The organism is Bacillus proteolyticus, from assembly GCF_001884065.1.
Lineage (GTDB): Bacteria > Bacillota > Bacilli > Bacillales > Bacillaceae_G > Bacillus_A > Bacillus_A proteolyticus.
This window is the reverse complement of record NZ_MACH01000153.1, coordinates 96,391-123,224: the sequence shown is the minus strand read 5'-3', so window position 1 is coordinate 123,224 and position 26,834 is coordinate 96,391. Positions and strand designations below refer to the sequence as shown.

Annotated in this window: 24 protein-coding genes and 1 riboswitch; of the genes, 10 read left to right on the top strand and 14 right to left on the bottom strand. The window is 36.4% G+C overall.

Annotated elements, in window-relative coordinates; all coding sequences use genetic code 11:
- Nucleotide 1 precedes the first annotated feature (1 nt).
- The 3 genes from alsS to BAQ49_RS27445 all read right to left on the bottom strand — a co-directional run bounded on the left by alsS (nucleotide 2) and on the right by BAQ49_RS27445 (nucleotide 3,549).
- Nucleotides 2–1,690: an acetolactate synthase AlsS gene (gene alsS / locus BAQ49_RS27455; protein ID WP_071747865.1), complete on the bottom strand. Its 1,689-nt coding sequence runs from the start codon at nucleotides 1,688–1,690 to the stop codon at nucleotides 2–4.
- A 223-nt stretch (nucleotides 1,691–1,913) separates the two neighbouring features.
- Nucleotides 1,914–2,270, bottom strand: coding sequence for a YlbF/YmcA family competence regulator (locus tag BAQ49_RS27450; RefSeq protein ID WP_071747864.1), 357 nt, complete (start codon nucleotides 2,268–2,270; stop codon nucleotides 1,914–1,916).
- A gap of 142 nt (nucleotides 2,271–2,412) precedes the next feature.
- A complete protein-coding gene (locus tag BAQ49_RS27445) occupies nucleotides 2,413–3,549 on the bottom strand; it encodes a DUF445 domain-containing protein (protein ID WP_071747875.1) in 1,137 nt (378 codons plus the stop codon).
- A gap of 134 nt (nucleotides 3,550–3,683) precedes the next feature.
- Here BAQ49_RS27445 and BAQ49_RS27440 point away from each other — a divergent pair, with 134 nt between their 5' ends.
- On the top strand, nucleotides 3,684–4,736 hold the full coding sequence (locus tag BAQ49_RS27440) for a YheC/YheD family protein (protein ID WP_071747863.1): 1,053 nt from the start codon (nucleotides 3,684–3,686) through the stop codon (nucleotides 4,734–4,736).
- 19 nt (nucleotides 4,737–4,755) lie between these two features.
- Nucleotides 4,756–6,216: a YheC/YheD family endospore coat-associated protein gene (locus BAQ49_RS27435; protein WP_071747862.1), complete on the top strand. Its 1,461-nt coding sequence runs from the start codon at nucleotides 4,756–4,758 to the stop codon at nucleotides 6,214–6,216.
- 168 nt (nucleotides 6,217–6,384) lie between these two features.
- On the opposite strand, the gene BAQ49_RS27430 is transcribed toward BAQ49_RS27435, so the two are convergent.
- Nucleotides 6,385–6,630, bottom strand: coding sequence for a hypothetical protein (locus BAQ49_RS27430; protein ID WP_071747861.1), 246 nt, complete (start codon nucleotides 6,628–6,630; stop codon nucleotides 6,385–6,387).
- Between the two features lie 426 nt (nucleotides 6,631–7,056).
- On the opposite strand from BAQ49_RS27430, the gene sasP reads away from it, so the two are divergent.
- Nucleotides 7,057–7,260, top strand: a complete 204-nt coding sequence (gene sasP / locus BAQ49_RS27425; protein ID WP_000013349.1) for a small acid-soluble spore protein, SasP family — start codon at nucleotides 7,057–7,059, stop codon at nucleotides 7,258–7,260.
- 51 nt (nucleotides 7,261–7,311) lie between these two features.
- On the opposite strand, the gene BAQ49_RS27420 is transcribed toward sasP, so the two are convergent.
- The 5 genes from BAQ49_RS27420 to BAQ49_RS27395 form a co-directional block, all read right to left on the bottom strand.
- On the bottom strand, nucleotides 7,312–8,046 hold the full coding sequence (locus tag BAQ49_RS27420) for an amino acid ABC transporter ATP-binding protein (RefSeq protein ID WP_071747860.1): 735 nt from the start codon (nucleotides 8,044–8,046) through the stop codon (nucleotides 7,312–7,314).
- 28 nt (nucleotides 8,047–8,074) lie between these two features.
- The gene (locus BAQ49_RS27415) at nucleotides 8,075–8,773 is read right to left on the bottom strand and encodes an amino acid ABC transporter permease (RefSeq protein WP_071747859.1); all 699 of its coding nucleotides are present in this window, start codon (nucleotides 8,771–8,773) and stop codon (nucleotides 8,075–8,077) included.
- A complete protein-coding gene (locus BAQ49_RS27410; protein WP_016082716.1) occupies nucleotides 8,760–9,557 on the bottom strand; it encodes an amino acid ABC transporter substrate-binding protein in 798 nt (265 codons plus the stop codon). Before BAQ49_RS27410 ends, BAQ49_RS27415 begins: the two co-directional genes overlap by 14 nt.
- A gap of 294 nt (nucleotides 9,558–9,851) precedes the next feature.
- Nucleotides 9,852–11,852: an ABC transporter ATP-binding protein gene (locus BAQ49_RS27400; protein ID WP_071747858.1), complete on the bottom strand. Its 2,001-nt coding sequence runs from the start codon at nucleotides 11,850–11,852 to the stop codon at nucleotides 9,852–9,854.
- Nucleotides 11,849–13,609: an ABC transporter ATP-binding protein gene (locus BAQ49_RS27395; RefSeq protein ID WP_071747857.1), complete on the bottom strand. Its 1,761-nt coding sequence runs from the start codon at nucleotides 13,607–13,609 to the stop codon at nucleotides 11,849–11,851. The genes BAQ49_RS27400 and BAQ49_RS27395 overlap by 4 nt, the downstream gene beginning before the upstream one ends.
- Nucleotides 13,610–14,243: 634 nt before the next feature.
- Between BAQ49_RS27395 and gapN the strand changes: the two genes are divergently transcribed.
- Nucleotides 14,244–15,683 carry an NADP-dependent glyceraldehyde-3-phosphate dehydrogenase gene (gapN, locus tag BAQ49_RS27385; RefSeq protein ID WP_071747856.1) on the top strand — a complete coding sequence of 480 codons (1,440 nt, stop codon included), beginning with the start codon at nucleotides 14,244–14,246 and terminating at the stop codon, nucleotides 15,681–15,683.
- Between the two features lie 27 nt (nucleotides 15,684–15,710).
- Here gapN and BAQ49_RS27380 read toward each other — a convergent pair whose 3' ends face one another.
- Nucleotides 15,711–16,565 (bottom strand): GNAT family N-acetyltransferase, encoded by an 855-nt coding sequence (locus tag BAQ49_RS27380; protein WP_071747855.1) that lies wholly within the window; start codon nucleotides 16,563–16,565, stop codon nucleotides 15,711–15,713.
- Nucleotides 16,566–16,758: 193 nt separating this feature from the next.
- A riboswitch (Lysine riboswitch) is annotated at nucleotides 16,759–16,941 on the top strand.
- Between the two features lie 147 nt (nucleotides 16,942–17,088).
- Between BAQ49_RS27380 and BAQ49_RS27375 the strand changes: the two genes are divergently transcribed.
- The 3 genes from BAQ49_RS27375 (at nucleotide 17,089) to BAQ49_RS27365 (ending at nucleotide 20,139) form a co-directional block, all read left to right on the top strand.
- On the top strand, nucleotides 17,089–18,513 hold the full coding sequence (locus BAQ49_RS27375) for an amino acid permease (protein ID WP_071747854.1): 1,425 nt from the start codon (nucleotides 17,089–17,091) through the stop codon (nucleotides 18,511–18,513).
- A gap of 60 nt (nucleotides 18,514–18,573) precedes the next feature.
- The gene (locus tag BAQ49_RS27370; RefSeq protein ID WP_071747853.1) at nucleotides 18,574–19,773 is read left to right on the top strand and encodes an ABC transporter permease; all 1,200 of its coding nucleotides are present in this window, start codon (nucleotides 18,574–18,576) and stop codon (nucleotides 19,771–19,773) included.
- Between the two features lie 162 nt (nucleotides 19,774–19,935).
- A complete protein-coding gene (locus BAQ49_RS27365; protein WP_001063864.1) occupies nucleotides 19,936–20,139 on the top strand; it encodes a hypothetical protein in 204 nt (67 codons plus the stop codon).
- Nucleotides 20,140–20,191: 52 nt separating this feature from the next.
- Here the strand turns inward: BAQ49_RS27365 and BAQ49_RS27360 are convergent, their stop codons facing one another.
- The gene (locus BAQ49_RS27360; protein WP_071747852.1) at nucleotides 20,192–21,454 is read right to left on the bottom strand and encodes an MDR family MFS transporter; all 1,263 of its coding nucleotides are present in this window, start codon (nucleotides 21,452–21,454) and stop codon (nucleotides 20,192–20,194) included.
- Nucleotides 21,455–21,608: 154 nt separating this feature from the next.
- Here BAQ49_RS27360 and BAQ49_RS27355 point away from each other — a divergent pair, with 154 nt between their 5' ends.
- Nucleotides 21,609–23,348 (top strand): SgrR family transcriptional regulator, encoded by a 1,740-nt coding sequence (locus BAQ49_RS27355; protein WP_071747851.1) that lies wholly within the window; start codon nucleotides 21,609–21,611, stop codon nucleotides 23,346–23,348.
- Between the two features lie 30 nt (nucleotides 23,349–23,378).
- The gene (locus tag BAQ49_RS27350; RefSeq protein ID WP_071747850.1) at nucleotides 23,379–23,897 is read left to right on the top strand and encodes a general stress protein; all 519 of its coding nucleotides are present in this window, start codon (nucleotides 23,379–23,381) and stop codon (nucleotides 23,895–23,897) included.
- Between the two features lie 55 nt (nucleotides 23,898–23,952).
- On the opposite strand, the gene BAQ49_RS27345 is transcribed toward BAQ49_RS27350, so the two are convergent.
- Nucleotides 23,953–24,501 carry an NAD(P)H-dependent oxidoreductase gene (locus BAQ49_RS27345; RefSeq protein ID WP_071747849.1) on the bottom strand — a complete coding sequence of 183 codons (549 nt, stop codon included), beginning with the start codon at nucleotides 24,499–24,501 and terminating at the stop codon, nucleotides 23,953–23,955.
- 19 nt (nucleotides 24,502–24,520) lie between these two features.
- A complete protein-coding gene (locus BAQ49_RS27340) occupies nucleotides 24,521–25,060 on the bottom strand; it encodes an ester cyclase (RefSeq protein WP_071747848.1) in 540 nt (179 codons plus the stop codon).
- A gap of 164 nt (nucleotides 25,061–25,224) precedes the next feature.
- On the opposite strand from BAQ49_RS27340, the gene BAQ49_RS27335 reads away from it, so the two are divergent.
- Nucleotides 25,225–25,563: a winged helix-turn-helix transcriptional regulator gene (locus BAQ49_RS27335; RefSeq protein WP_071747847.1), complete on the top strand. Its 339-nt coding sequence runs from the start codon at nucleotides 25,225–25,227 to the stop codon at nucleotides 25,561–25,563.
- 65 nt (nucleotides 25,564–25,628) lie between these two features.
- Here the strand turns inward: BAQ49_RS27335 and BAQ49_RS27330 are convergent, their stop codons facing one another.
- Nucleotides 25,629–26,831: an MFS transporter gene (locus BAQ49_RS27330; protein WP_071747846.1), complete on the bottom strand. Its 1,203-nt coding sequence runs from the start codon at nucleotides 26,829–26,831 to the stop codon at nucleotides 25,629–25,631.
- Nucleotides 26,832–26,834 lie beyond the last annotated feature (3 nt).

Here is a 26,834-nt window from a genome sequence, read left to right as displayed (position 1 = left end):
ATTAGTTTAATTGGTTTGGTAATAATTTTTCGCTTAATTTAATGTTGTCACGGTAATCGATTGGAATATCAATAATGACAGGACCGTCTGCTTCTAATGCCGTTTTCAATACATCTTCTAATTCATCTGGTGTATTGACACGAAGACCTAATGCCCCGAAACTTTCCGCATATTTCACAAGATCAACATCGCCAAACTCTGTAGCTGATGTTCTGCCGTATTTCATCATTTGTTGGAACGCAACCATATCGTACGTACCGTCTCTCCATACGAGATGGACAACCGGAGCATTTAAACGTACCGCTGTTTCTAATTCCATCGCTGAGAATAAGAAACCACCGTCACCTGACACTGAGACTACTTTTTTACCCGGTTCTACTAAAGTAGCAGCAATTGCCCAAGGAAGTGCAACACCTAACGTTTGCATACCGTTACTAAATAATAATCTACGTGGTTCATAAGAACGGAAACATCTCGCCATCCAAATAGAATGGGAACCGATGTCACATGTAACGGTTGTATCGTCACTAATTAAAGAACGAAGTGTACGAATAACTTGAAGTGGATGCGTAACACCTTCTGAAGCACGATTTGGAACTAATGCTTGCTCTGATAATTTCGAGTGTAATCGTTCTAAAACTGCTTCTGATTTCGTATTTAATACAAGCTTCGGTAATTTCTCTGCAATGCTATTTACAGTTAAAGCGATATCGCCAATTAATTCACGCTCTGGTTGGTAATCATGATCGATATCCGCTTGGTGGTCATCAAGATGAATAATCGTTCTATCTCCAAGTTTATTCCAGAATTTCGGATCATACTCAATTGGGTCATAACCGATTGAAATAACAAGATCGGCTTCTTCTAGTAAAATATCACCTGGTTGGTTACGGAATAATCCAACGCGGCCGAAGAAATGATCTTCTAGCTCACGTGAAATCGCGCCAGCTGCTTGATATGTTTCAACGACAGGAAGTTCTGTATCAGCAATTAATTCACGAACCGCTTTCGTTACTGCATTCGTGCTCGCTCTCATACCGAGTAAAATAACTGGTAATTTCGCTGATTTTATTTTTTCTACTACATATGTAATTTCATGTGTGGGAGCGATTCCAAGCTGTGGCTTAGAAAGCGCACCGATAGACTCTACAGTCGTTTCCGCAGTCATAACATCTTGCGGAAGACTTACTAAAGTAGCTCCTGGATTTGTGGAAGTCGCACTTCGGAATGCATTTGATAGCGCTTCTGGCACATTATCAGGATGCTCTACTTCTACGCTATATTTTGTGATTGGTTCGAATAGTGCAGCATTATCCATAGATTGGTGCGTACGTTTTAATCGATCCGTACGTGGAACCGCACCAGCTAAAGCAACAACGGGATCACTCTCCGCATTCGCAGTAACAAGACCTGTCGCTAAATTCGATGTCCCTGGTCCTGAAGTTACAAGACATACACCCGGTTTCCCTGTTAATCTACCAATAGCAGCTGCCATAAATGCTGCATTTTGTTCATGACGACAAACAATTAACTCTGGTCCTCTTTCTTGCAGTACATCAAATACAGAGTCAATCTTCGCTCCTGGAATACCGAAAACATGTGTAACACCTTGTTTAATTAAACAATCAACAACAAGATCTGCTCCTTTTGTTTTTGTTTTCACGTCGTTTGCTTTTACACCTGTACTCAAACTAATCATCCCTTTATTTCATAATGTGTGTAATAAAGATTTTTATTTTATATACTTCACCACATTAATTAACGTGGTGTAATATATCCCGCTTATCATTATAGTACAAATGCATTATTTTTCCAACGATATGAATTTGACAGTTTTTTGACAAATAAAAGGAAAACCCTTACATTTTTCTACAATAAAATAGACGCCCCTATACTAGGAGCGTCTTCCCTTATTACGCTTGTTGTTGCGCGTTATATAATTCTTCAAGTGGCTTCATGATAATTTTGTTAACGTCAGTGATAACGATGTTTAAACGTTGCTCAGTTTCCATTAACTTTGTAATTTTAGCATCTTGTTGAATACGAGCTACAACTTCTTGTGCTTTTTGGTTATCTTCTTCAGTAATTTCTTGACCTTGCATCATTTTTTGTTGTAGGCCAAGTTGCATCATGCGGAACTCATCGAATAAGCTCTTTGAAGCTGCATCTCCTTGTACTGCTGCGTAGCTTGCTTTTAATGTTTGGAAATCTTCGTTTTCAGCGATTGTTTTTTGTAATTCATATGCAACATCATGAATGTTTTTTGTCATTTTATTTTTCCTCCTTTAGAAGGCTAGCGCTTTTCGCTCGCACCGCCTTTTAAGTGCATTTACATACGCACCTCTTCTTACCATATCAAACTATGCAAGAGATGTGAAGAAATTTCACTTTTATTTCTATGTATTCGCTTTATTACCTAAGGAACAGAAGTAACACCCCTTGCACGAGTCCAATCATTCCCCCTAATAATGCCCCTAAATACGTAATCATTTTCAATTCATTTTTCGTTATGGACAAGACTAGGTCCTCTAGTCTCTCCGTTGAAAATGTAGACACTTCTTGCTGGACAATTTCCGCAAGGTGGAGATTGTTTAATATACTTTCTACGTTTTCTGTCCCCCACTTCAATCCTTTCGTTACTGCACTTGGGACTACATTTCCCATGATTGTTTCTCGAACTGGCTCACATACTTGCTGAACAGATTGATTTAAAAATTTACTCACTGTTTCCTCAACTTTAACTGCTGACAATATGGATTTCACAATCATTTCTTTTTCTACAAACGTTTCTAATTCTTTTACATCTCTTCCTTTTAACTTTTCCCACTCTTTTTGCAGTACATCAGTTAAAAGCTGCTTTGTGCCATCTTGCCCTAAAAACTTAATGACTTCTGGCTGCACACGATCCACTACACTTACATTTCCTAAAAACATCCCGACTAAGTTAAGCAGCGTTCCCCTAGAAGCAAAAAAATCATCAATCATTTTTGAAAGACGCGCTTTCCCTTCTTCACTTTCAAAAAATTTAATTCCTCGCTCTAAAATAAACGCCGAGACATTTGGGATCGTATTCTCTATTTTTTCATGTACAGAATGAGGTAAAGCTTGTTCCCATGTATATGTATAGTACTCCGTTAAAAATGCCTGAATCTTTTCTGTAATCGCATGTTCGATTTTACCGATTGCTTCTTTTTCTACATGCGCTACATCCCATTTTTCTAACATTTGTCGTAACGACTGTTCATTCGTAATTACTTTATCCACTTCTGCTTGTGCCCAGTGGATTAAACTTTTTTGAAACTCTTCATTTGTTAGCTTCTTTCCGATTCCTTCTGGCGTTAACAAATGCTCTACAACCATTTTTCCTAATTGAACAGCAAGCTCATCGCGACGTTTCGGAATTAACCCTGGCGTAAATGGAACTTGAAACTTTCCAATATAAATCGGACGATGAGGACGGAATAACATTTTTATTGCTAAATGATTTGTGTATCCTCCAATAATCGCCCCGAGTCCTGTTGTTGTTAACATATTCAACCATATATTCATCATAATCAACCTTTCACTTCTCCAAAACTATAGCATATCGTCATACGGACAAAAGTATAATGGTATAAAAATGTATTTGCAATATATAGCTTCGCCTATTATGCAAACATCTTGTTAATAAAGGAGTGATTTCGTTGGTTCTTGGTCTTTTAACTTCTAAATTTCATCACGAGCAAATGTATTACACCGAAATCGCTAAGCGAGCTCGTCTGTATCATAACGTCGTTGCTCAATTCACACCGTTTAGCATTGATTCAAAGACAGATCTTGTTTCTGGTCTTATTTATGATACAGATACAGGAAATTGGATAGATCAAACCTTTCCCATTCCTTCATACATATATGATCGCTGTCATTTCAAAGAAGATAAAGACTTCCACCAAGCAAAATCGATTATTCATTCATTACGCAAACGTTCCTCGACTACTTTTTTAAATAACACACTTATTAATCCAAGTGATTTACACAATCTTTTTCTTACTAATAAACGTCTTTCCCCTTACATTCCAAAAATAAAAAAAGGAACGGTACAAGGAATTTTCAAATTACTACTAGAAACAAGAGATATCATTATAAGACCAATCAATATACATTCTAATGAAAATTTATATCGAGTCACTTACAAACATAAAACATTTCATATCGATACAATAAATGAACAGCATCGTACTTCTACTCAATTCAAACGGACAGATGACTTTATATCATGGTGCCAATCGAACATACACTCATCCCGTTATATGATTCATCCAATGTTACATGCTCCAAATCAACTATCATATCCGATTCATATTCGAACCATTATGCAAAAAAATAAAGAACAGAACTGGGTAGTGCTCGGTCAATTCATACAAAAAGCTTCATTCCCAGCACAATTTTTACTTCCCGTAACAGAGCGTTCCATGATACATCCATTTTCCAAAATTAAATATTTGCTTTCTTCAACTGGTGTTCAATTATTGAAAGATGCTTTGCATGATGTTGTTAATGAAGTGTTCAAAACACTCGATCAGTCCTATTCGTCATTATTTGAATTAGAACTTTCTACCATTATGGATCAAAAAGGTGCCATTTGGCTTATGTACGTTAATACGATGCCTTCTTACGAAGTTTATACTAGGTACAACGACGAACTGGCTGAACAAATTTTTCATGGTCCATTAAAATTTAGCCGATTTACACCATAACGAAAGGAGGAGCCCCCCGTTGAAAGAACACATATATACATTAAGTATTTCAGATGAGCATCCAAATAGTATTACTTTACCTTACGTTTTTTCTATTACACCGCCAATTACATCCCTTTCCTTTGGCTTACGTTATATTGCATGTGAGAATATTAAAATTCACTATTCATTCACGCGAGAAATCATTATTGGCGAACAAATTGCAGCCAATCTTTTACTACCGCATTCAGCAACAATCCATGCCTTCTTACACAATCAAACCATTGTTTTCGGCCCATTAATCGGGATTTTCACAACTGGCTTTAACGATGATTCTAATTCTCCTTTAGGGAGTCGTTCCATCTCTCTCGGTGAGTTATTAACACCACCATTCACATTGCAGCCATTTGTATTTGTCTTTGGCCTTCAACATATAAACTGGGCAGAGGAAACAATTGAAGGGTACTTCTTTCAAGATAGCAAATGGGTAAAAAACAAAGTCCCTTTACCAAATGTCATTTACGACCGTTTACCAAATCGCCAAGCAGAAAATTACAAACCTATCATAAGAGCAAAAAAACGATTAGAAAGCGACTATGCGATTCCATGGTTTAATCCAGGGTTTTTCAACAAATGGGAAGTGCATCGCCTTCTAATGAAAGAAGATTCAATGAAACCATTCTTACCAAAAACAGAAGAATTCCAACATTTTGAACAAGTAGAACGACTTCTCGGTACGTATAAGTACATTTATATGAAGCCGATACATGGTAGCTTCGGAAGAAACATTCATCAAATACTCTATTCTCAAACTGAAAATCGCTACTATTGTCGTTATCGTGAAAATGAACAAAATAAACTAAGAAAGTATCAATCATTAGAAGCACTTCTTAACCATGTGTTAAAAGGACATGATTTAAAAAAATTCATCGTACAACAAGGTATCTCACTGCTCCGCTTCGAAGGGCAACCCGTCGATTTTCGCATTCATACAAATAAAAACCATTTTGGTAATTGGGTAGTCAGTGCAATCGTCGCAAAAATCGCCGGTAAAGGTAGCTTAACAACTCATGTAAATAGCGGCGGTGATACGAAATTACTTCAGGAACTATTTCCCGATTCAACACAGCAGGTTCAAATTGAAAATAAACTAAAACAAACAGCCTTACAAATCAGCTATGCACTTGATCGACAAGTAACTGGGAACATTGGAGAGATTGGTTTCGATATCGGTTTAGATACAGCGGAAAACCCGTGGTTATTTGAGGCAAATTCTAAACCAGGGCGAACTGTATTCCAAGATGAAAAGTTAAAAGAACAAAGCGAGCTTACGCGCCAATTATTTTATGAATATGCCATCTATTTAACTGAACATTCTTTGCGCGATTCGAAAGAAAAAGTATCTCAAATACAATCAAACCCTGCACCTAACACTGAAAATATCCCATCCCCTATGATTAACTCACAAATAAAAAAACAAAAACTTCCACCTCATTCATAAGGTGGAAGTTTTCTATTTATCCCGCTATTTGTGGGCAGTAAAACCCCCACCTCAAAATTCGGCTGGAGCAAAGAAGTTAAGCGGAAACCCCGCTGCCCGTAAACGCCCGATTGGTACGGGCTAATAATTAGTGGGGGGTGAACCCCCCCCACTGATTAAAGTTTCACTTTATACAAACTTCACTACAACTTCCATTTCCACATTACATACTCCGCAATAAAAAATATGATTGCAATATTCATTTGAATTATTATGTGTTAAACCATCTACCGCACTTAATAATTCCTGATCCATATATGCACTGTAATCATCTATGTAATCTACAGCTTTCCCATAATCTTGGAGTATTCCTTGGCAATTTTGACAAGAATATGTTTGTGATTCTAATGCATTGCAAAGCGGACAAATTCCCATCGTGATTCCTCCATATGTTATCCTTTTTAGATTCTAGCCGTGCATAGGAGCGGTCAGTCAGTACCTTTTCCTGCCCCATCCCGGATTAAAACAGAACTATGAAGCTGATACCAATGTAATTTTTATTTTACTAAGCTGTAAGCACAGCTGATTATATATAGAATTTAAACGCAGATGATTTCGCTCTTAGTTTAGCCTTCTTTCTTAAAAATACAACGATTACTCTTATTTCATAATTTACAAAATAGCGAAGATTTTTTTACAAAATTTACAAATTATTATTTTGTATATCTTTCTAGGTAACATCCATACTATGAGTACAAACTTAATTACCGATGGATTAGCGCCAAACGGGGCGATAATCTGGTTCAAATCCAGCTAGTCCAACCAAAAAAAATTTTATAACTCTAAGGAGGATATATTCCTATGGCAAACCAAAGTTCTTACAATCAATTAGTAGTACCAGGAGCAACAGCTGCAATCGATCAAATGAAGTACGAAATCGCTCAAGAATTTGGTGTACAATTAGGAGCAGATTCTACGGCTCGCGCTAACGGTTCTGTTGGTGGAGAAATTACAAAACGTTTAGTTGCAATGGCTGAGCAAAGCCTTGGCGGATTCCAAAAATAAATATATATGGCAAAAAGGTCTCAAGGCATATGCCTTGAGACCTTCCTTAATTTATTGCAACATTTGTAAAAACTTCTTCGTTCGTTCTTCTTTTGGATTTGTAAATACATCTTCCGGTGTACCTTGTTCGACAACGACACCGCCATCCATGAAAATAACACGGTCCGCAATTTGATGAGCAAAACGCATTTCATGCGTTACAATGACCATCGTCATTCCTTCTTTAGCAAGTTCTTTCATAACCTTTAAAACTTCTTGAACTAGCTCAGGATCAAGTGCTGACGTTGGTTCATCAAATAGTAAAACTTCCGGCTCCATCGCAAGTGCACGAGCGATTCCAACGCGCTGTTGTTGTCCACCTGATAATTGGAACGGATATAAGTCTACTTTATCCGCAAGACCAACTTTTTCAAGGAAATAGTTTGCTTTTTTCTTCGCTTCTTCTTTCTCCATCTTTTTCACTGTAACGAGCCCTTCCATTACATTTTGAAGTGCCGTTAAATGAGGAAATAGATTATGGTGCTGGAATACCATACCTGTTTGCGTACGAAGATTTACAATATCTTTCTTCGTTACTTTTTGAGAGAAATCGAGCTCTTTATTGCCGATGCGAATATTACCAGCATTCGGCGTTTCTAACACGTTGAGGCAACGTAAGAATGTCGTTTTACCAGATCCAGATGGCCCGATAATAACAACCACTTCGCCCTTCTCAACTGATAAATCTATATGCTTTAGTACGGTATTATCTCCGAAACTTTTTTGTAAATGTTGAATTGAAATCATAAAAACAAAAACTCCTTTTATGAAAGGGTTATTTTAGAGTATAACGTTCTGAACGTTTTTCTAATATTTGTTGCACGATAGATAATAAGAAGCAAATTACCCAATAAATTAGACCTGCTTCAAAATAAACAATTAAAAACTCATAGTTCATTGCCGCAATTTCCTGCGCTTTTCGGAACATTTCTGTTACTAAAATTAACGACGCTAATGAAGTATCCTTCACTAAACTAATAAATGTATTCGAAAGCGGCGGAATAGATACACGCGTCGCTTGCGGTAAAATAACACGTTTTAATGCTTGCGGATATGTCATCCCAATTGTGTAAGCTGCTTCCCACTGTCCTTTCGGAATAGAAAGAATAGAAGCACGAATAATTTCAGATGCATATGCACCAACATTTAATGAAAAACCAATAATTGCTGCTGTATATGGCTCAACCTCAATATTAAGAGTTGGAAGACCATAGAAAATAATAAATAACTGTACAAGAAGTGGCGTTCCGCGAATGATAGATACATAGATACGAGCAATCCATTGTAAAATACGACTACCTGAAATACGAGCGAGCGCTGTTAGCGTCGCAAGTATAATACCGATAATAAATGTAATAAGCGTTAATGGAATTGTCGTAAATACAGCTTCCTTCAGCATAGGCATGAAGGAAGACTGCATAATATCTATCCAAGTAGACAGTCGATCTGAGACCACTACACTACTTAGAAACATTTTCACCGAACCATTTTTTCGTTATTTTGTCATACGTACCGTCTTTTTTCATATCTTCTAACGCTTTATCTACTTCTTGTACAAGCTTATCGCTACCTTTACGGAATAAGAATCCACTTTGTGAAGCTTCTTTTTCTGTATCTACAATTTTAATTTTTGCATCTTTTTTCGTTTCTAAATAATTTAATACTGATAACTTATCATTAATTGTAAAATCAACGCGTCCTGAAGCTAATAATTCTGCCGCTTGGCTAAATCCTTCTACACCTTCGATTTCTGCACCGTTTTTCTTAGCAATATCTGCATAGTTACTCGTTAAAGATTGTGCTCCTTTTAACCCTTTTACATCAGCAAATGTAGCAGGCTTATCTTTATCTTTTGCGATAACTAATGCCGCTGAAGATGAAATGTATGGTTTAGAGAAATCGTATTTCTTTTGACGATCTTCACGAATACCAACTTCGTTTGCAACCATATCGAAACGTTTTGCGTCTAGGCCAGCAAGTAAGCTATCCCATTGTGTTTCTTTAAATACAGGTTTTACACCTAAACGTTTTGCAACTTCTTCCGATAGTTCAACGTCAAATCCAGTTAATTTATTGCTTGAATCGTGGAACGTAAATGGTGGATATGTACCTTCTGTACCAATTACAAGTTCACCGCTTTGTTTAATCTTTTGTAACGCGTCTTGACTAGCTGTATCTTTTTTCTCTTCTTTACCGCAGCCGGCTACAATCCCGATCGCTAATGTAGTTACTGCAAGCACTGAAAATAATTTTTTCATGATGGTAATCCTCCAAGTATTCTGATAGGAATTTAAAAACTATATTGATTGTATGCAATCTTGAGCAATTTTTCAATGAAAATGTTCTTATTTAGTTTATCCTTTTTCTTCATAATCAAACAAAAGGGAAAAATAACGCTACATACAAAAAATAAGTAACATTTTTTAATATAGCATTTATAAAGAAAAAGGTAAAACAATACTTCTTATTTAACTGTCGTAATTCGCTAAAGAGTCGACATGTTCATCAATAAAAAAGAACTTGTGAAAATCACAAGTTCTCCCCTCTACATATTAAGCGCTCTGGTTTCCTTCCATTTGCGTTTTGTACATATCGTAATAACGTCCGCGCTTTTTCATTAACTCATCATGAGAGCCTTTTTCTAAAATGGTTCCTCTATCAAGCACAATAATTTGATCTGCGCTTTTAATTGTTGAAAGTCGGTGAGCGATAATAAACGTCGTTCTTCCTTTTTTCACAACTTCTAGTGCTTGTTGAATCATCGCCTCTGTTTCTGTATCAATACTAGACGTTGCTTCATCTAAAATTAAGATAGCTGGATCAAAAGCGAGTGCCCTAGCAAACGAAATAAGCTGACGTTCTCCGGTTGAAAGTGTACTCCCTTTCTCCGTAATTTCTTCATCTATATTGTTTGCAAACCTTTCAGCACCAACGTCACGTAACGCCTTTACGATGCGATCTGTTGAAATTTTTTCATTCTCTAAGCTAACATTGGATGCCACTGTCCCGCTAAATAGAAACGGATCTTGTAGTACAATTCCCATATGTTCACGAGTTGCTTGTTTCGGCATCTCTGTTACATCGTGACCATCAATCGTAAGCTTTCCTTTTTGAAATTCATAAAACTGAAAGAGCACATTCATAATGGAACTTTTTCCTGATCCAGTATGACCAACAAGTGCCACCGTCTCTCCTTGTTTCGCTTCGAAAGAAATATTTTTTAACACTTCATCTTTTCCATTGTAAGAAAACGAAACATTTTCGAATTTCACATTTCCGTTTAAGCGAGGCATACGATCTTCTTCCACTGCCTCTCCCTTTTCCTCTAGCAATTCGAAGACACGCTCTGATGCAACGCGCGATTGTTCTAAGTTAGCAAGCTGATTTACCATATTTGTAATAGGTGAGAACAATCTCGTTAAATAATCAACGAACGCATACAGTATCCCTAGAGAAATGATGCCTGAAGCACTTAATGAAGCTCCCCCGAAATACCAAATCACACCCGTGAAAGCGATATTTCGTAATACAGACACTAAGTTATGCGAAGTTGCTGCATTTAAATTTAAAATTTTATTTTGATACTTAAAATAATCGCCATTTAATTCTTCAAACTCTTTTTTCGTTTCACGTTCTTGACGGAACGTTTGAATAATCGGCATCCCTTGAATCGATTCATTCACTGTACCGTTAATATCGGATAAACGTGAACGCATTTTATGATTGTATACAGATGCATACTTTCTATATAAAATCGCCCAAACAATTAAAATCGGGATAATTAATAAACAGAACGACGCAAGTTTCACATCGAGTAAAAATAGCGCAGCAAATATCCCGATAATATAAATGATGCTGGAGACAAATGTCGCAAGTACTGTTACGTATAAATCCCGAATGGCCTCTGTATCATTCGTTACACGCGAAACGATTTTCCCTGCTGGTAAATGATCAAAGTACCTGATCGGTAACGTTTGAATATGAGAGAAGACATCTTCCCTCATAATTTGAATAATTTTGTTCGCTGCCTTCTGTAAGAAAAACTGCTTTCCATATGCAAATAATGACACAATTACTAATAGAGCAAAATAGCCTCCACCAAGTAATAGTAGGGGGTTTATTTCTGGCTTATAAAACGCAAACACTTCTTCCTTCATTAATGCTTTCGCTTTATACACTTGCACCGCCTTACCATTTTGAACGGTAATCATATCACCTTTTACAGAACGTGACCCTTCAATATTCACTTTATTTGGTACAAAGTAATATTGAAAACCGACTTGCATCACGCGTACTTCTTTTCCTTTTTTCTCACCTTGTTCAAAGCGATCACTTCGCTTATAATAGGCGCCATTATATGAAACAGCATCTTCACTCTTTTCTGTCTCATACCAAGATTTCTCTATCGCAACGATATGATCGTCAATCATCGTTTTAGCGACGAACGGACCGGCAAGCTCTGCGATAACGAAAATAAATAACATCGCCATCGCTGCAAAAATCGTCCCTTTTACTTTCATCGCATATTGAAACAATCGTTTTGAAACACTCATATTTTCACCCCACTATCCGTACTTTCATTTTCACCTTGTTGTCTTTCAAACTGCTCAGCATACCAGCCTCCGTTTCGAAGAAGCTGGTCATGCGTGCCTTCTTCCATAACTTCGCCGTCATCCATAACGAGAATCCAATCTGCATGTTGTACTGCAGATAAACGGTGCGTCGTAATAATCGTCGTCTTTCCGCTTCTTTCCGTTCTTATATTTTCAATGATCGCCGCTTCCGTACGAGCATCAACAGCTGATAACGAATCGTCCAAAATTAATATTTCTGGATTTTGAATAACCGCTCTCGCAATCGAAATCCTTTGCTTTTGCCCTCCTGATAACGAAACACCTTTCTCTCCAACGAGCGTTTCTAATCCTTCTGGTAAAAACTCTAAGTCTTTTGTAAACGCAGCAATTTCAATGGCTTTCTCGAGCTCTTCTTCAGTCGCTTCCCTGTTTCCGAATAAAATATTTTCCCTCGCTGTTTTTGAGAATAAAATGTGCTCCTGAGGTACATATCCAATCCACCCGAGTACATTTTCACTCGTCATTTTATCTAATGTCACATCAGAAACTGCAATATCCCCTTCTCCAAGCGGATATTGACGAAGAAGCTGACGTACAAGCGTCGTTTTTCCGCTTCCTGTTTTTCCGACAACCCCTAGCGTCTCTCCTTGTTTTAATGTAAAAGAAACCTTTTTTAAATTTTCTTCAGCTGATGAAGGATATGAAAAAGAAACTTCATCAAACTGAATATAATCAGGCTCTTGTACAAGCTTTGGATTTTTCGGATTCTTTACATCTGGTTCATACGCTAACGTTTCATTCACACGGTCGAGCGACGCATTTCCTCTTTGCATAACATTAATTAATTCACCAATTGCAAACATTGGCCAAATCATCATCCCTAAATACACGTTAAAGGAAACGAGCTCACCAAGTGTCACCTTTGATTGGAATACAAGGTATGCACCGTACACTAAACCAATTAAATAACTAAGTCCGACAAGCATTTTCACAGTTGGTTGGAATAACGCATCAATTCTTGCTACCTTCATATTTTTTTCGTAGACGTCATCTCCTAAATGATGAAATCTTTCCTGATCTGCATTCTCTTGTACGTATGCACGAATCACGCGCACGCCAGCAATTGATTCAAGTACTTTATCATTCATATCACCGAACGCATCTTGCGCAACTGTAAATCTTTCATGCAATTTCTTTCCATATATATTCATCGCATATGCCATAATCGGAAGCGGTATAAGGGCCGCTAATGTAAGCTCCCAACTTATTGTAAATCCCATCATAAAAACGATTGTAAGCATGTATAAACTAGAATCTACAAGCGTTAATATACCGAAACCAGCTGTCATAGCGATTGCTTTTAAATCGTTTGTTGCTCTCGCCATTAAATCGCCAGTACGATTTTTTTGATAAAACGTCGGTGTCATCTTGAGCAAATGCCCCATAAATTTCGAGCGCATCGTCTTCTCAAGTACGAACGCACCTCCAAACAATTGATGTTGCCAAACAAAAGTAAGGCCATATCCAACTATCGTAACTCCTATTAAAATAAGAATAGACTCCATAATTGCTGCATTCGTTAACGTTCCTGTTTTTATATTATCAATCGTAACCCCTAGTACTTTTGGGGGAATGACTTCAACTATATTTACAATTAAAAGCGCACCAATTGCGATACTATATCTCTTCCAATGCTCTTTAAAAAACCATCTTAACTTTAGTAATACTGAAAACAACGTAACCTCTCCCTTCTCGTTTTCGTTTAACCCTCATTTCTTTATCCGCTATCCAAACCCATCACATTTACATTTCGTAACCCATACAATCTCATCACATTTTTCCACCTTCCAAATTTCAGTTTTATAGTAACCATATAAAGTATGGAAACAAGCAAATTGGACAAAAAAAAGCATACCGTCGCTTGACGATATGCACAAAAATGCATAAAAGCGTACGTTACGATATACGCAACGTACGCTTCTCATAAGACAAAAAAGTCCTATATATCCGCACGGGTTGCGTAATAATATGAATGTTTTCCGCCGTTTAATACAGCTAAGCCCATTACATTTACGATTACAATCATTACGCACACCCCCTTCATTTATTTTCCATTTATAATCTTACAACTTTATTGAGTATTCTGTCAATTATTTTTTTCGTTTTAAAATAATCTTTTATCACAAAAAATGAAAGTGATGCATTCTACTTACAGTTTGAAATGAGGGAATGTTCTGCAAGAAAGGGCATACAAAATAAAAAAATAATAAGAAATCGTTTTCACAAATATTTCATTTGAAAAATATTATCAAACCCCCTACAATCACCTTATACTCACTCTTACAAGTTGCTATTTTAGGAGGACTAATCATGACAACTAGCAATACGTACAAATTTTATTTAAACGGAGAATGGAGAGAAAGCTCTTCAGGACAAACAATCGACATTCCATCTCCATACTTACACGAAGTAATTGGGCAAGTACAAGCAATTACTCGCGGAGAAGTAGATGAAGCAATTGCATCTGCAAAAGTAGCTCAAAAATCATGGGCTGAAGCTTCTCTACAAGATCGCGCAAAATTTTTATATAAATGGGCTGATGAGCTCGTAAATATGCAAGATGAAATTGCCGATATTATTATGAAAGAAGTCGGTAAAGGATATAAAGATGCGAAGAAAGAAGTTGTTCGTACAGCGGACTTCATTCGTTACACAATTGAAGAAGCTCTACATATGCACGGAGAAAGCATGATGGGCGATAGCTTCCCTGGCGGAACAAAATCAAAACTTGCGATTATCCAACGCGCACCACTTGGTGTTGTATTAGCAATCGCACCGTTTAACTACCCAGTAAACTTATCTGCTGCAAAACTTGCACCAGCATTAATTATGGGTAACGCTGTTATTTTCAAACCAGCAACTCAAGGTGCAATTAGCGGTATTAAAATGGTTGAAGCACTTCATAAAGCTGGCCTTCCAAAAGGTCTTGTAAATGTAGCTACAGGACGCGGTTCTGTAATTGGTGACTACTTAGTAGAACACGAAGGTATCAATATGGTATCGTTCACAGGTGGTACAAACACAGGTAAACACTTAGCGAAAAAAGCTTCAATGATTCCACTTGTATTAGAACTTGGTGGTAAAGACCCTGGTATCGTTCGTGAAGATGCTGACTTACAAGATACTGCAAACCATATCGTAAACGGTGCATTCTCTTACTCTGGTCAACGTTGTACAGCTATTAAACGTGTACTTGTACACGAAAACGTAGCGGACGAGCTTGTTGACTTAGTAAAAGCGCAAGTAGCTGAACTATCAGTTGGATCTCCAGAACAAGACAGCACAATCGTTCCATTAATCGACGATAAATCTGCTGACTTCGTTCAAGGTTTAGTTGATGATGCTGTAGAAAAAGGTGCAACGATCGTTATCGGTAACAAACGTGAGCGTAACTTAATTTACCCAACATTAATCGACCACGTAACAGAAGAAATGAAAGTTGCTTGGGAAGAGCCATTTGGCCCAATCCTTCCAATCATCCGTGTTTCTTCAGATGAGCAAGCAATTGAAATTGCTAACAAATCAGAGTTCGGCTTGCAAGCAAGTGTCTTCACAAAAGACATTAACAAAGCATTTGCAATTGCTAACAAAATCGAAACTGGTTCTGTTCAAATTAACGGACGCACAGAGCGCGGCCCTGACCACTTCCCATTCATCGGTGTAAAAGGTTCAGGTATGGGCGCACAAGGTATTCGTAAGAGCCTTGAGTCTATGACACGTGAAAAAGTAACTGTATTAAACTTAGTTTAATCTTATATTCAGCAGCTGATCTAATATTTAGGTCAGCTGCTTTTTAAATTTCCGAAACACTTGTGTATTATGAAGCGGTTTAAATCCGACAGAATTGTATAACTTCTCAGCACTTTCATTTCCTTCTATATAACATAGCCTAATGTCTTCGTACCCGTCTTCTAACAACTTGTTCATACCAAATTGCAAGGCTTTACGCCCATATCCATTTCCTTGATGACTTTGTGCAACCATTAAATTCTCTATTGTCCCTTCCCCTACCGTAACTGATGCAACCAACTGTTCATTTTTAAAAACCACATACACATTACTTTCATTGTTCAATTTGTATTTTTTTATACTATCTTCTGGAGCAAGATAAGGCTTCATATCATTCCTTTCATGCAATTCGTAATAACATTCCTGTACCATTTTTACAAACTGGTTGAAAAATCTATCTTCATACTTAATAAACGTGATATCCGTTTCTGGAAAACTCCCTCCCTTATATATCAATTCAAGCGATCCCCACCATCTTTCAAATCCCATTTTCTTAGCAAAGCCAATACAATTTTCTGATTCTGTTCTCATATAAGTGCACACAAAATCCGGTTTTATTTTAGAAATTAACTCTTCTATTGCCTTGTATAATCCAGAACCAATACCTTTCAAGCGAGAACCAGGTTCCACATACACACTTATTTGACCAATAGACTCTCCATCACTATTTTTATAAAAGGATGAATATGCGAATCCTCCAATCCCATTTTGGTTATATAAAAGAAAATGCGTGGAATTCGATACAATATCATCTAAAGAACCTATCTCTTCTTCTGTCCCCATACTTTTTATTAAATTCAATGTCCTGATCCGATCTTCTTTTTCACTATAAGCACGTATCATTTAAATAATCTCCATTCCCATTAAAAGTAAATTCTCTACTGGAATTTATTCAATGAATCCGTCTCAAACCCTCCAATCCCTCAATAACGAACTCTTCTCTATAATCTGATTATTGCTATATCCATTGACGTATAAAAATACATTTGTTACTCTTAAATACGTTAATTTAATATTTAAATCCTCATTCGTATCTCGGTGAGGTAGAGGTTGCAGTCATTAAGAGTATCATTTCAGGAGATGTAGTGGCATTGATGAAGAAATGAGAAAGGAATGATTGCCGAAGTAAGTCGTGTCCACCATGCACGCTTGCTGGGTCTGCATTTAATAAGTGCAGAACTGTCACAAACGTTTCCGTTTGTGGAGAGCTATCGAGAGGTATGTCGTGGGTTTCTTATAAGATAGAAAGCATGTAGCGGCAAATTACGTGCTTTTTTTGTTTTGTTTGGGACTTCTCTTCCTGACTTCGGAAGACATACATATCTCCTCGCTTGACTTGGTTATACTAACTTTGGAGGTATTTTCTATGCAACAAAAAAAATGGGGCTTTTGGGTACTAACAGCTTTCGTTGTCGGTAACATGGTTGGCGCTGGTATTTTCATGGTGCCAAGTACGTTGGCACAAACAGCAAGCCCACTCGGTGTCACTTTAGCTTGGTTAACAACAGGGTTTGGTGTTTTAATGCTAGCTCTTGTTTTCGGTAATTTAGCAATTCGTCGTCCTGATTTAACGACAGGACCACAAAGTCATGCATATGCTTTATTCTCAACACCAAAAAGAAAGAAAATGGCTGGCTTCAGCATGGTATGGGGATATTGGGTTGCAAACTGGGCAAGTAACGTTGCCATCATTACATCTTTCGCGGGATATTTATCACTCTTCTTCCCGATTATGAAAGATACGCGACTATTATTTTCAATCGGCTCGTTCGATATAGAAGTTGGAAAGCTCATTACATTTACTATTTGTTCCGTCTTACTTTGGGGAACTCATTTAATATTAACAAACGGTGTAAGCGGAGCTGGGAAACTGAACTTCTTAGCAACAACAACGAAAGTAACTGGATTCCTTCTATTCATTGTCGTTACGTTATTTGCGTTCGAAGCTTCAAAGTTTGGACAATGGTACACACCGATGATCGATAAAGAAGGCGTATCACACGGTCTCCTTTCACAAGTGAATTTAGCGGCTCTTACAACGCTTTGGGCATTTATCGGAATTGAATCAGCAGTTCTTTTATCAAATCGTGCTACTTCTCCAAAAACAGTAAAACGTGCAACAGTTGCAGGGTTACTAATTACAGTTGCCATTTACTTAGGAATTACAATTTTAACAATGGGTGTACTTCACGTTGATAAATTACAAGCTTCGGAACGTCCATTAGCAGATGCATTAAACGCTGCAATGGGTCATGGCGGCGGGAAACTTATGGCATTACTTGCTCTTACTTCCCTATTCGGTTCCATCTTAGGCTGGATTTTATTAAGCTCAGAAGTACCTTATCAAGCAGCAAAAGAAGGTTTCTTCCCTTCCTTCTTCGCGAAAACAAATAAAAAAGGAAGTCCAATTCATTCACTACGATTAACAAACATTATGTCGCAAGTGTTCTTATTCTCAACATTATCAGGAACAATTGCAGAAGCTTATACATTCGTTATTACCGTATCAACACTGGCCTACCTCATTCCATATCTCGTCTCACCAATCTTCCAGTTAAAACTAGTCGCAACTGGTGAAACGTATAAAAATGAAATGCGGGCAAGAATTACAGATGGTATAGTCGCAGTGATCGCGCTTTGCTATGCACTATGGGTTATTAAAACAGGCGCATCTGATATAAAAACGTTCCTTCTCGGAATCGGTTTATTCGTAATTGGCTTTGCCTTCTATCCATTAATGAATCGTGATCAGAAAAAAAATAACGAAAAGAAAAACGAGCAAGTTGCGTAACGCAATTTGCTCGTTTTTTGCTTAATAAAACATATATAATAGAACAAAGAGGTGAAAAACATGTCAATCGAATCACTATGGAGCTCTCGCTTTCAACAACATATTCAAAATGCCATCACATACTTTGCACGTATGATTAACGGTTTGCTATATAGCTTCATCTTCGTCTCATGTATAGGTGCATATTATTACGCAAAGTTTCTTAAAACTGATCCTTCTAAAGAAATATCTTTATTACTCATCACAATCGTACTTACATTCATTATAACGAGATGTCCCATTCGCACATTTATTCAAAAACCGGACGCTGTCTATTTACTAGCACTAGAGGAAAAATTAACATCTTATTTTAAAAAATCTCTTCTATATAATTACATCATTCAGCTTTTCCCGCTTGTATTTACGTTCCTTATTATCGTACCGCTTGCCATGCAATCATTACAATTAACCGTACCTTTTTTATGTACAATCTTTATCGTTTTAATGATTACGAAAGCGTGGAACATGTACATACACTGGATATGGCGTGATAGTTATGAAAAAAGTATATGGTTTATCATTCGTATTGCTTGTAACACCCTGATTATTTACATGCTCTTTTATACTGCAAATGTGATTGTATTAGGCGGATTACTCTTACTTCTCGCTTTCCTACTTCTATATACGAAGAAACAGCCCACAAAGCGAATACCGTGGGAATACGTAATTGAGCAAGAAGAAAAAATGGACGTTCGTTTCTATCAATTTGCTAGCATTTTCACCGATGTTCCGCAACTGAATAAGCAAGTAAATAAAAGAAAATGGCTTACAAATTGGATTGAACCTATACTACATAAAAAGCGAGCAACGTTCTTCTATTTACATACACTAGCATTTTTACGCGGGAATGATTATTTCGGTATATATATTCGCTTAGGTTTGATCGGTGCCTTCGCCTTATATTTTATACCAAACATATACGTAAAAGGCGCTATCGCTTACATCGTCCTATATATGATCTCTATGCAGCTACGATCCCTGTGGAAATATTTTTCGGGAAATATTATTGTAGCATTGTATCCGATTGATACTAAAAAACGAATGAACCAATTTCTTCGCTTAATCTTTATATTACTAAGCATTCAACTCATTGTATTTTCAAGTGTTATACTCATTGCTACAGTACAATTTTTACATAGCCTTATCATTATAATTATCGGGTTACTCTGGATCAAATTAATTATTATACCAAAAACGAAGAAACGAATTTCTGCATTTTAACGAAAAAAGAGGCTGTGCATCACAGCCTCTTTTTTCGCCCCAAAATTTCTAATCACTTTTCATAGGCAGTTCTCATATAGTGAAAATGACTATACAATTCCTATCCATAAGTTAAATAATGATTTTACACATATATAAATACAAAAGATGGGAGCCTTATTTATGAATAACAATCCACCTTCAACGCCCCCAAATCCAACGGAAACGAATAATAATGAAGTGAGCTTACAAACGTTACGCGTCATTGGGCTTATTGTACTAATTAGTGGCTACATATTAGTCGCTCTTTCTGAAGTAGGAACGTTAAAAAATCTTTTGTTACAGCCTAGTACCACTCCAAATTTAGCTGAAGTAGATCCGTTTTAAAAATTATATAAAAAGTGAGTCCCAGTATAACTGGTTCGCTTTTCATATAGTTTCATCCAATCTGAGAAACATTTCTCTCATCCTCATACTTCTCTTTCCCTATCGCCTTCATAAATAATAAAATACTGCTCATACCAACGATAAAGTACAGAGCACTCATGCCCCAAGATGCAATAAATGAGCCTAGCATAACACCTAATGCCCCGTTCATTTTTGCTACCTGAAAGACCATTCCATTAATCGCCATGTATGAACCTCTTGCCTCATTCGGCACCATATCTGCCATAATTGATTGCCGTACTGGCACATACATCATCTCACCTACCGTTTGGAAAAGCCCTGCAATTAATAAAATCCATAAGCTATTGCTCGTTCCGAGTATTGTAAAGCCAATCGTATAAATGAATAAACCTACATATAAGATTTTCAAATCATTGAAGCTTTTCAGCATTTTAATAAGAAGAGCTGAACATAATACAACTAAAATTGTATTCTCTGCAGAAATCCAGCTCAGCATGCGAATACCTGTTAAATCAAATGTAAAACCATTCCCGAATAAAAAGTGCATCGTTTCAAATTCCTTCTGTAAACGTACCCCTAAATAATTATTAATTTGAAACTCTAAAGATAACGTACATATACTTGCTGCACAAAAAATTAAAAACGCTCTATCTTTCATCACGACTTTATAACTATCTGCCATATCTTTTAATACATGTTTCTTCTCTACCGTTTTTCTCGCTACATACACTTCTTCCATATATACAGCCATCACATATAAAGTAATAACTGCAACAAGCGTTAATACGATAAACAGTTGCAATCGATAATTCTCAAATAGCAATCCACCAAATATTGCTCCAATCGCAATTGATAAGTTAATAGCCCAGTAGTTAATGCTGTACATCCCTTTTCGATTTTCAGGTGTACTCACATCTATTAACATCGCTTCCGTCGCTGGATTCATAAGTCCAGATCCTAAACTATTCACTAACATAAACACAAATGTTAGCCACGGTGAATCTACATAATCTGAGTTTGCAATTCCCATACAAGCAATGGAAATGACTTGTATACTTTGACCAATAATCATTACTTTTTTACGACCAAGTCGATCACCAACATACCCACCGTATAAACCAATAATTAAAGAAGCTAACACATTGATGAGTAATAATGCCCCCGCAAGTGCACTACCTAACTTGATTGAAAAATAAATCGCCATAAATGGAAAAATCATTGTGGAAACAGTACGTGTTAAAAACGAAGTTATAATTCTAATTTTTATATTTCGATGCATACTCCAAAATCCCATTGTTTCCCCCTCCTTATGCTTACTTATTTTACTTTGAAAAAGAGGAAGAAAAAGGTTAGAATATTCTAAAGTGTTTCCCCTTTTATCCCGCATTAACGGGCATTAAGACCCCCACTGATTAAAGTTTCACTTTATTATAGAAGGAAGTGTATATATGAAAGTTATGGACTATTACATTCGTTTAAGATTACATGCACAAGACCAACAACATATGCGAAATAGCTTACAAGAATTAGCGGATGTTTTATATTGCAGTACGAAAAACGTGAAGATTTTATTAAAGAAAATGAATGAGGAGCAATTAATTAAGTGGACACCAGGGAAAGGTCGCGGGAATAAAACAGAAATTCTATTTATACATAGTTTCGTAGAAGCGATTGAATTCTATACAGATGAACTGTTAGCGCAAGAAAAATTAAAGGATATCTTTCTTCTTTTAAAAGAGCCACTGCCTCCCGCACTTCATAAAAACATTGAAGGTAAACTCCATCATCATTTTGGCTATGAACCTTCAAATGATATGTATGATATATTAAAAATCCCCATATCACGAAAAGTAATGCCGCTAGATCCGGCTTTTGCGGCTGTCACAACAGAGAGCCATCTTACTAGTCAAATTTTTGACACGTTAGTCGTTTATAACGATGTTACTGAAAAGATGGAGCCTCACATTGCACATACGTGGGAATTAAGTGAAGACGGGCTTACGTGGACCTTTTACTTACGAAAGGATATACATTTTCATAACGAAACAGTTTTAACTTCTAAAGATGTACAATTTTCATTTGAACGATTAAAGCAAGTGCATTCTCCTTTCGAATGGTTAACAGAAGAAATTGTCCAAATTGAAACACCATCACCACTGCAAATTCGATTTCATTTAGCAAAACCAAATTTATTTTTCTTACACTATGTAAGTTCCATGCAACTAGCAATTTTGCCGTGTGATGCTAGTATTCAAGATCATCATTATATAGGTACTGGACCTTTTAAACTTGCTCATTACTCTGAAGACAATATCATACTTGAAGCTTTCACCCATTATTTTAAAGAGCGAGCTTTACTAGACCGCATTGAGTTTTGGCGTATTCCAGATCATGTACAAATCGATGCTGATTATGAACTACCTAATGAAAAGGAAAATGAAAGGCATGATATACAAATAGAAGAAATAGGTTGTATTTATGCTAGCTTCAACTTTACAAAACCTGGTCCCCATCACGACATTTACTTTCGTAAAGCTTGGAGAGAAATATATGACGTTGAAACGATCCTTCGTAACATAGAAGGCAGACGAACAATTGCTGCATCGAGCTTTTTCCCTGAAAGAAGTCGCCAAATTCCTAAAAGGTCCTACTCTCTTGAAAAAGCGAAAGAGCATTTAAAAAAGAGCACATATAATGGAGAAACAATCCATATATACTTCTTCGCATTTAAAGATAGTGCAAATGACGCAGACTTCCTAAAAGAACGTTGTGAAAATTTAGGTATACAAGTAGAACTTCATCCATTTCTCGTTTCAGATTATACGGATCGTTCTATCGATAAACATGCCGATATTATTTTAATGGGAGAAGTATTTGCTGCCGATCATGAAATTGCATTTTTAAATGTATTTAAAAATAAAAGTTGCTTCGTAAATCGGTTTATGGACCCGCACTATGCAAAACAAATTAATTGTTTACTTGATACCTTTTTATTAGAAGACAATAAAGAAAAACGGTATAAACTTATGTATGAGATCGAAGAGTTTTTACAAGCAGAACACATCATTTTATTTAACTATCACGTTTTAAAAAGAAAAACATACCCTTCTTCTTTAAAAAACGTAACAATTGATTCATTCGGTTGGGCAAATTTTGCGAAGTTATGGATACAGCCATCCACGTATTAAAATGTGAGTTTTTATAAAAGGAGGAGAACCATGAAACGCATCCTAGAAAAAAGACTTTCCTATCTATACACAGGTGAGTTATTTTCAGTCATTACTTTTATTTTCACAAGTTACTTACTTAATTATGCTTATCCTACGTTACATTTATATTCCCTATATTCTTTTTGGGTCTCATTTCTTCTTTTAGAGTTTATCTTATTACAAGGAACTGCTTACTGGTACGTAAAGTGGAAAAGATTAAAAAAAGAAAAAACATCTGTTACACCTATTTGGATTATTCAATATTTAAAAATGCTAAAAAAGATAAATATCGGATTGATTATCACAGGACTTATTATGTTTACTATTGATTTTGTAATTTGGTATCCGCAATTACCTTTAGCCGGGCTATCATTCGCACTATTTGTTTATGTTTTTGCATTATTTGAGTATATTAACTATTATCATATTCAACTTTCATATGATAACATCTCTGATATTAAATATTTGATAAAATCAAAAAAGCTAAAACAATCCTGTATGAGTAAAGATTTTCAACGTATTTCATGAAAGAGAAGGTACTACATCCTTAGTAGTACCTTCTTGCGCACAAAGATACAAACTATTATTTAATTACTCCATCTAAGTGATCTTTCAAGTTCAATAAATATTGCTCAATATTCGGATTCTTCACCACATCATAACAAGCAAAACTCTTTAACGGACTCATACCAAGAAACTTCTGCACACGATGTAAATGACTAAGTGCTGATTCTAAACTTTCTCCTTCAAAGAACTTCGTCTTATCTCCAAATGCCTTTTCAGGTGCATTCCAAGTTGCAGAAAACATATACTCTTTCTCTTTTAATAAACCACCAGTTCCATATTCATCTGCACCTTTAAAGAACAAACCGTATTCATATACTTCATCCATATACGTTTTAAATAATCCCGGTACACTAAACCAATAAATTGGTGTTTGATAAATTACAACATCAGCCCATAAAAACTTCTCTTGTTCTTCTTTAATATTGTAGCCATCTTGAATCGTTGTCGTTTTCACATGATGATTCTCGTTTAATACCGTTACCATATAATCAACTAGCGTTCTATTTAATCGTCCTTCTTTCGTACCATATTTTTCATGTCCATTTATAATGAATATATTTTTCATCGCTTTTCTCTCCCTTATTTTATTCCTCGGCTATTAACCCAAGTTGCTGTTTCAGCGTAAGATTATCTTCTAAATGCCAATCCTCCGTTATCTTTCCGTCTTTCACATGTAAAATATCAATTGCAAAAAAACTGATTTTCTTATCCTTATGAGTGCCTGTAAAAGAAAGACGAGCTGTTACTTTATCACCGACGACTAATAAATCTTCAATCTCGCAATGTATGTTAGGAACAACTTTATGAAAGTTTTGCGCCGCAAACTTTAATCCTTCCGTGCCTTGTGGTCGCCCTTTCGGCAATGTATTATCGAAAAAATTTTCAGTAACAGTCTGCGGAATAAGTTCCTCTTTACCTGTATCCCAAAATGCATAAAAACGCTGTGCTGCATGAACTCTTTCTGTCGCTTCCTTTTTACTGAGTGAAGGATCAATTGTCATTGCTTTTGGCTGTGGCATTTCTTTTAATAACTGGATTTCCGTTTTTTGTTCCACGCTACATGCTACAAGCACAATACAAATAACAAACAAACTAAGGAACCCAAACAACTTTTTTATCTCCATGAAAATCACCTCCTCATACAAACCCTTTGTGTTTCGTATTGCTATTGTATATGCACTAACTTCCTTTATGGAAGTAGTGATATTTTTTTCATATAGTTACCAAAAGTATAGTTTTGTGATACTATAAAGCAAATTCATTCGATTTTTTTATGGAGGCTATTTTCATGACCAATATAGATCCAGTTGTATTAACGAAAGGTTTACCAGGCATACCTTGTCCTATCGCTAAAACACTTGACGTAATTAGTACAAAATGGACGTTTTTAATTATTCGCGACCTTCTTATCGAAGGAACATTACGCTTTAGTGATTTACAAAAATCAATGGACGGGATTAGTCCGAAAACATTATCTCTTCGCCTAAAAGAATTGGAAGCACAAGGGATTATAACGAGAAAAGTATATCCAGAAGTTCCGCCTCGTGTAGAGTACACTTTAACGGATAAAGGAAAGCAATTAGAGGGGATTTTTATTGAATTAAAACGGTTTGGATTAAATTTATAAAATGAAACTTTAATCAGGCTTTTACAGGATAAAACAAAAACCCCTTACCGTCGTAAGGGGTTTTATTACTTCGCAAAACTTTCAGCTAGCTGTTTCTCTCTCCACATAAATGTAATGCCGAGACCAACTATTAAAACAACTCCTGAAAATGCATATGGATAATGAATATTCATATCAAATAATATTCCGCCCATCGCTGGTCCTGCGATATTTCCTAAACTCGTATAAGTCGAGTTCATACCAGCAACGAATCCTTGCTCTTTTCCAGCTGCTTTTGATAAAAACGTCGTTAAAGCTGGACGAAGTAAATCAAATGCTAGGAAAATAAAGCAAGTAACGAGAAGTACAATCCAATAATTAAAAACTACAGTTGAGACGAATGCTAATACTGCACCTACAATTAAACATATTTGAATTAATACTTTTTCACCGAACATATCGACCAATTTGCCAAACATAAATACTTGCACAACTACCCCAAAGATGGAGCTAATCGTAATAATTGCCGCAATATCTTTCGGCGTGAAACCAAATTTATGATCAGAGAACAGGCTAAACACAGTTTCATATGCTGATAATCCAAATGCGAGTACAAATACAATAATAAATGCGATTGCATACATTGGATTTAATGATTTCTTTAAATCCCCGATAAAACTTGATTCTTTCGTATTAGCGGAAATCTCTGCAAGTTCTTCTTTCGTTAACGGCTCTTTCAAAATAAATATAGAAATCACGCATGCGACAAAAGCAATCACTGCTGCCACAAAGAACGGCACACGTATACCGTATTCTGCAATAAACCCACCGATCCCAGGTCCAATAATAAATCCAGTACTAATAGCCGCAGATAAATATCCCATCGCCTTTGGACGTTCCTTAATAGATGTAATATCAGCAACATATGCCGTAACACCAGGCATAATAAACGCAGCACTAATTCCGCCTAGCACCCTTGCTACATAAAGCATCCACACATCTTTTCCTAATCCAAAAAGAAGCTCGGAAACACCAAAAATAAATAATCCAATGATTATCATTTTCTTCCTACCGTAAAGATCGACCCACCGGCCTGTAATAGGTGAAGTAATAAGCTGAGCCATTGCAAACACTGCAACGAGATATCCCATTGTCTTCCCTGTTAAACCCATATCATTCATAAAGGACGGCATAACCGGAATGATTAATCCAATCCCTAAAAAAGCGATAAATATATTACTCAAAAGAATGACCAATACCATCTTTTGTTCTTTTATCGGTTTCTTCACTTT

Coding starts and splice junctions, on each gene's coding strand:
- BAQ49_RS27450 (WP_071747864.1), bottom strand. CDS start 2,270: ATGACAAAAAACATTCATGATGTTGCATATGAATTACAAAAAACAATC.
- BAQ49_RS27445 (WP_071747875.1), bottom strand. CDS start 3,549: ATGAATATATGGTTGAATATGTTAACAACAACAGGACTCGGGGCGATT.
- BAQ49_RS27430 (WP_071747861.1), bottom strand. CDS start 6,630: ATGGGAATTTGTCCGCTTTGCAATGCATTAGAATCACAAACATATTCT.
- sasP (WP_000013349.1), top strand. CDS start 7,057: ATGGCAAACCAAAGTTCTTACAATCAATTAGTAGTACCAGGAGCAACA.
- BAQ49_RS27420 (WP_071747860.1), bottom strand. CDS start 8,046: ATGATTTCAATTCAACATTTACAAAAAAGTTTCGGAGATAATACCGTA.
- BAQ49_RS27415 (WP_071747859.1), bottom strand. CDS start 8,773: ATGTTTCTAAGTAGTGTAGTGGTCTCAGATCGACTGTCTACTTGGATA.
- BAQ49_RS27410 (WP_016082716.1), bottom strand. CDS start 9,557: ATGAAAAAATTATTTTCAGTGCTTGCAGTAACTACATTAGCGATCGGG.
- BAQ49_RS27400 (WP_071747858.1), bottom strand. CDS start 11,852: ATGAGTGTTTCAAAACGATTGTTTCAATATGCGATGAAAGTAAAAGGG.
- gapN (WP_071747856.1), top strand. CDS start 14,244: ATGACAACTAGCAATACGTACAAATTTTATTTAAACGGAGAATGGAGA.
- BAQ49_RS27380 (WP_071747855.1), bottom strand. CDS start 16,565: ATGATACGTGCTTATAGTGAAAAAGAAGATCGGATCAGGACATTGAAT.
- BAQ49_RS27375 (WP_071747854.1), top strand. CDS start 17,089: ATGCAACAAAAAAAATGGGGCTTTTGGGTACTAACAGCTTTCGTTGTC.
- BAQ49_RS27370 (WP_071747853.1), top strand. CDS start 18,574: ATGTCAATCGAATCACTATGGAGCTCTCGCTTTCAACAACATATTCAA.
- BAQ49_RS27365 (WP_001063864.1), top strand. CDS start 19,936: ATGAATAACAATCCACCTTCAACGCCCCCAAATCCAACGGAAACGAAT.
- BAQ49_RS27360 (WP_071747852.1), bottom strand. CDS start 21,454: ATGGGATTTTGGAGTATGCATCGAAATATAAAAATTAGAATTATAACT.
- BAQ49_RS27355 (WP_071747851.1), top strand. CDS start 21,609: ATGAAAGTTATGGACTATTACATTCGTTTAAGATTACATGCACAAGAC.
- BAQ49_RS27350 (WP_071747850.1), top strand. CDS start 23,379: ATGAAACGCATCCTAGAAAAAAGACTTTCCTATCTATACACAGGTGAG.
- BAQ49_RS27345 (WP_071747849.1), bottom strand. CDS start 24,501: ATGAAAAATATATTCATTATAAATGGACATGAAAAATATGGTACGAAA.
- BAQ49_RS27340 (WP_071747848.1), bottom strand. CDS start 25,060: ATGGAGATAAAAAAGTTGTTTGGGTTCCTTAGTTTGTTTGTTATTTGT.
- BAQ49_RS27335 (WP_071747847.1), top strand. CDS start 25,225: ATGACCAATATAGATCCAGTTGTATTAACGAAAGGTTTACCAGGCATA.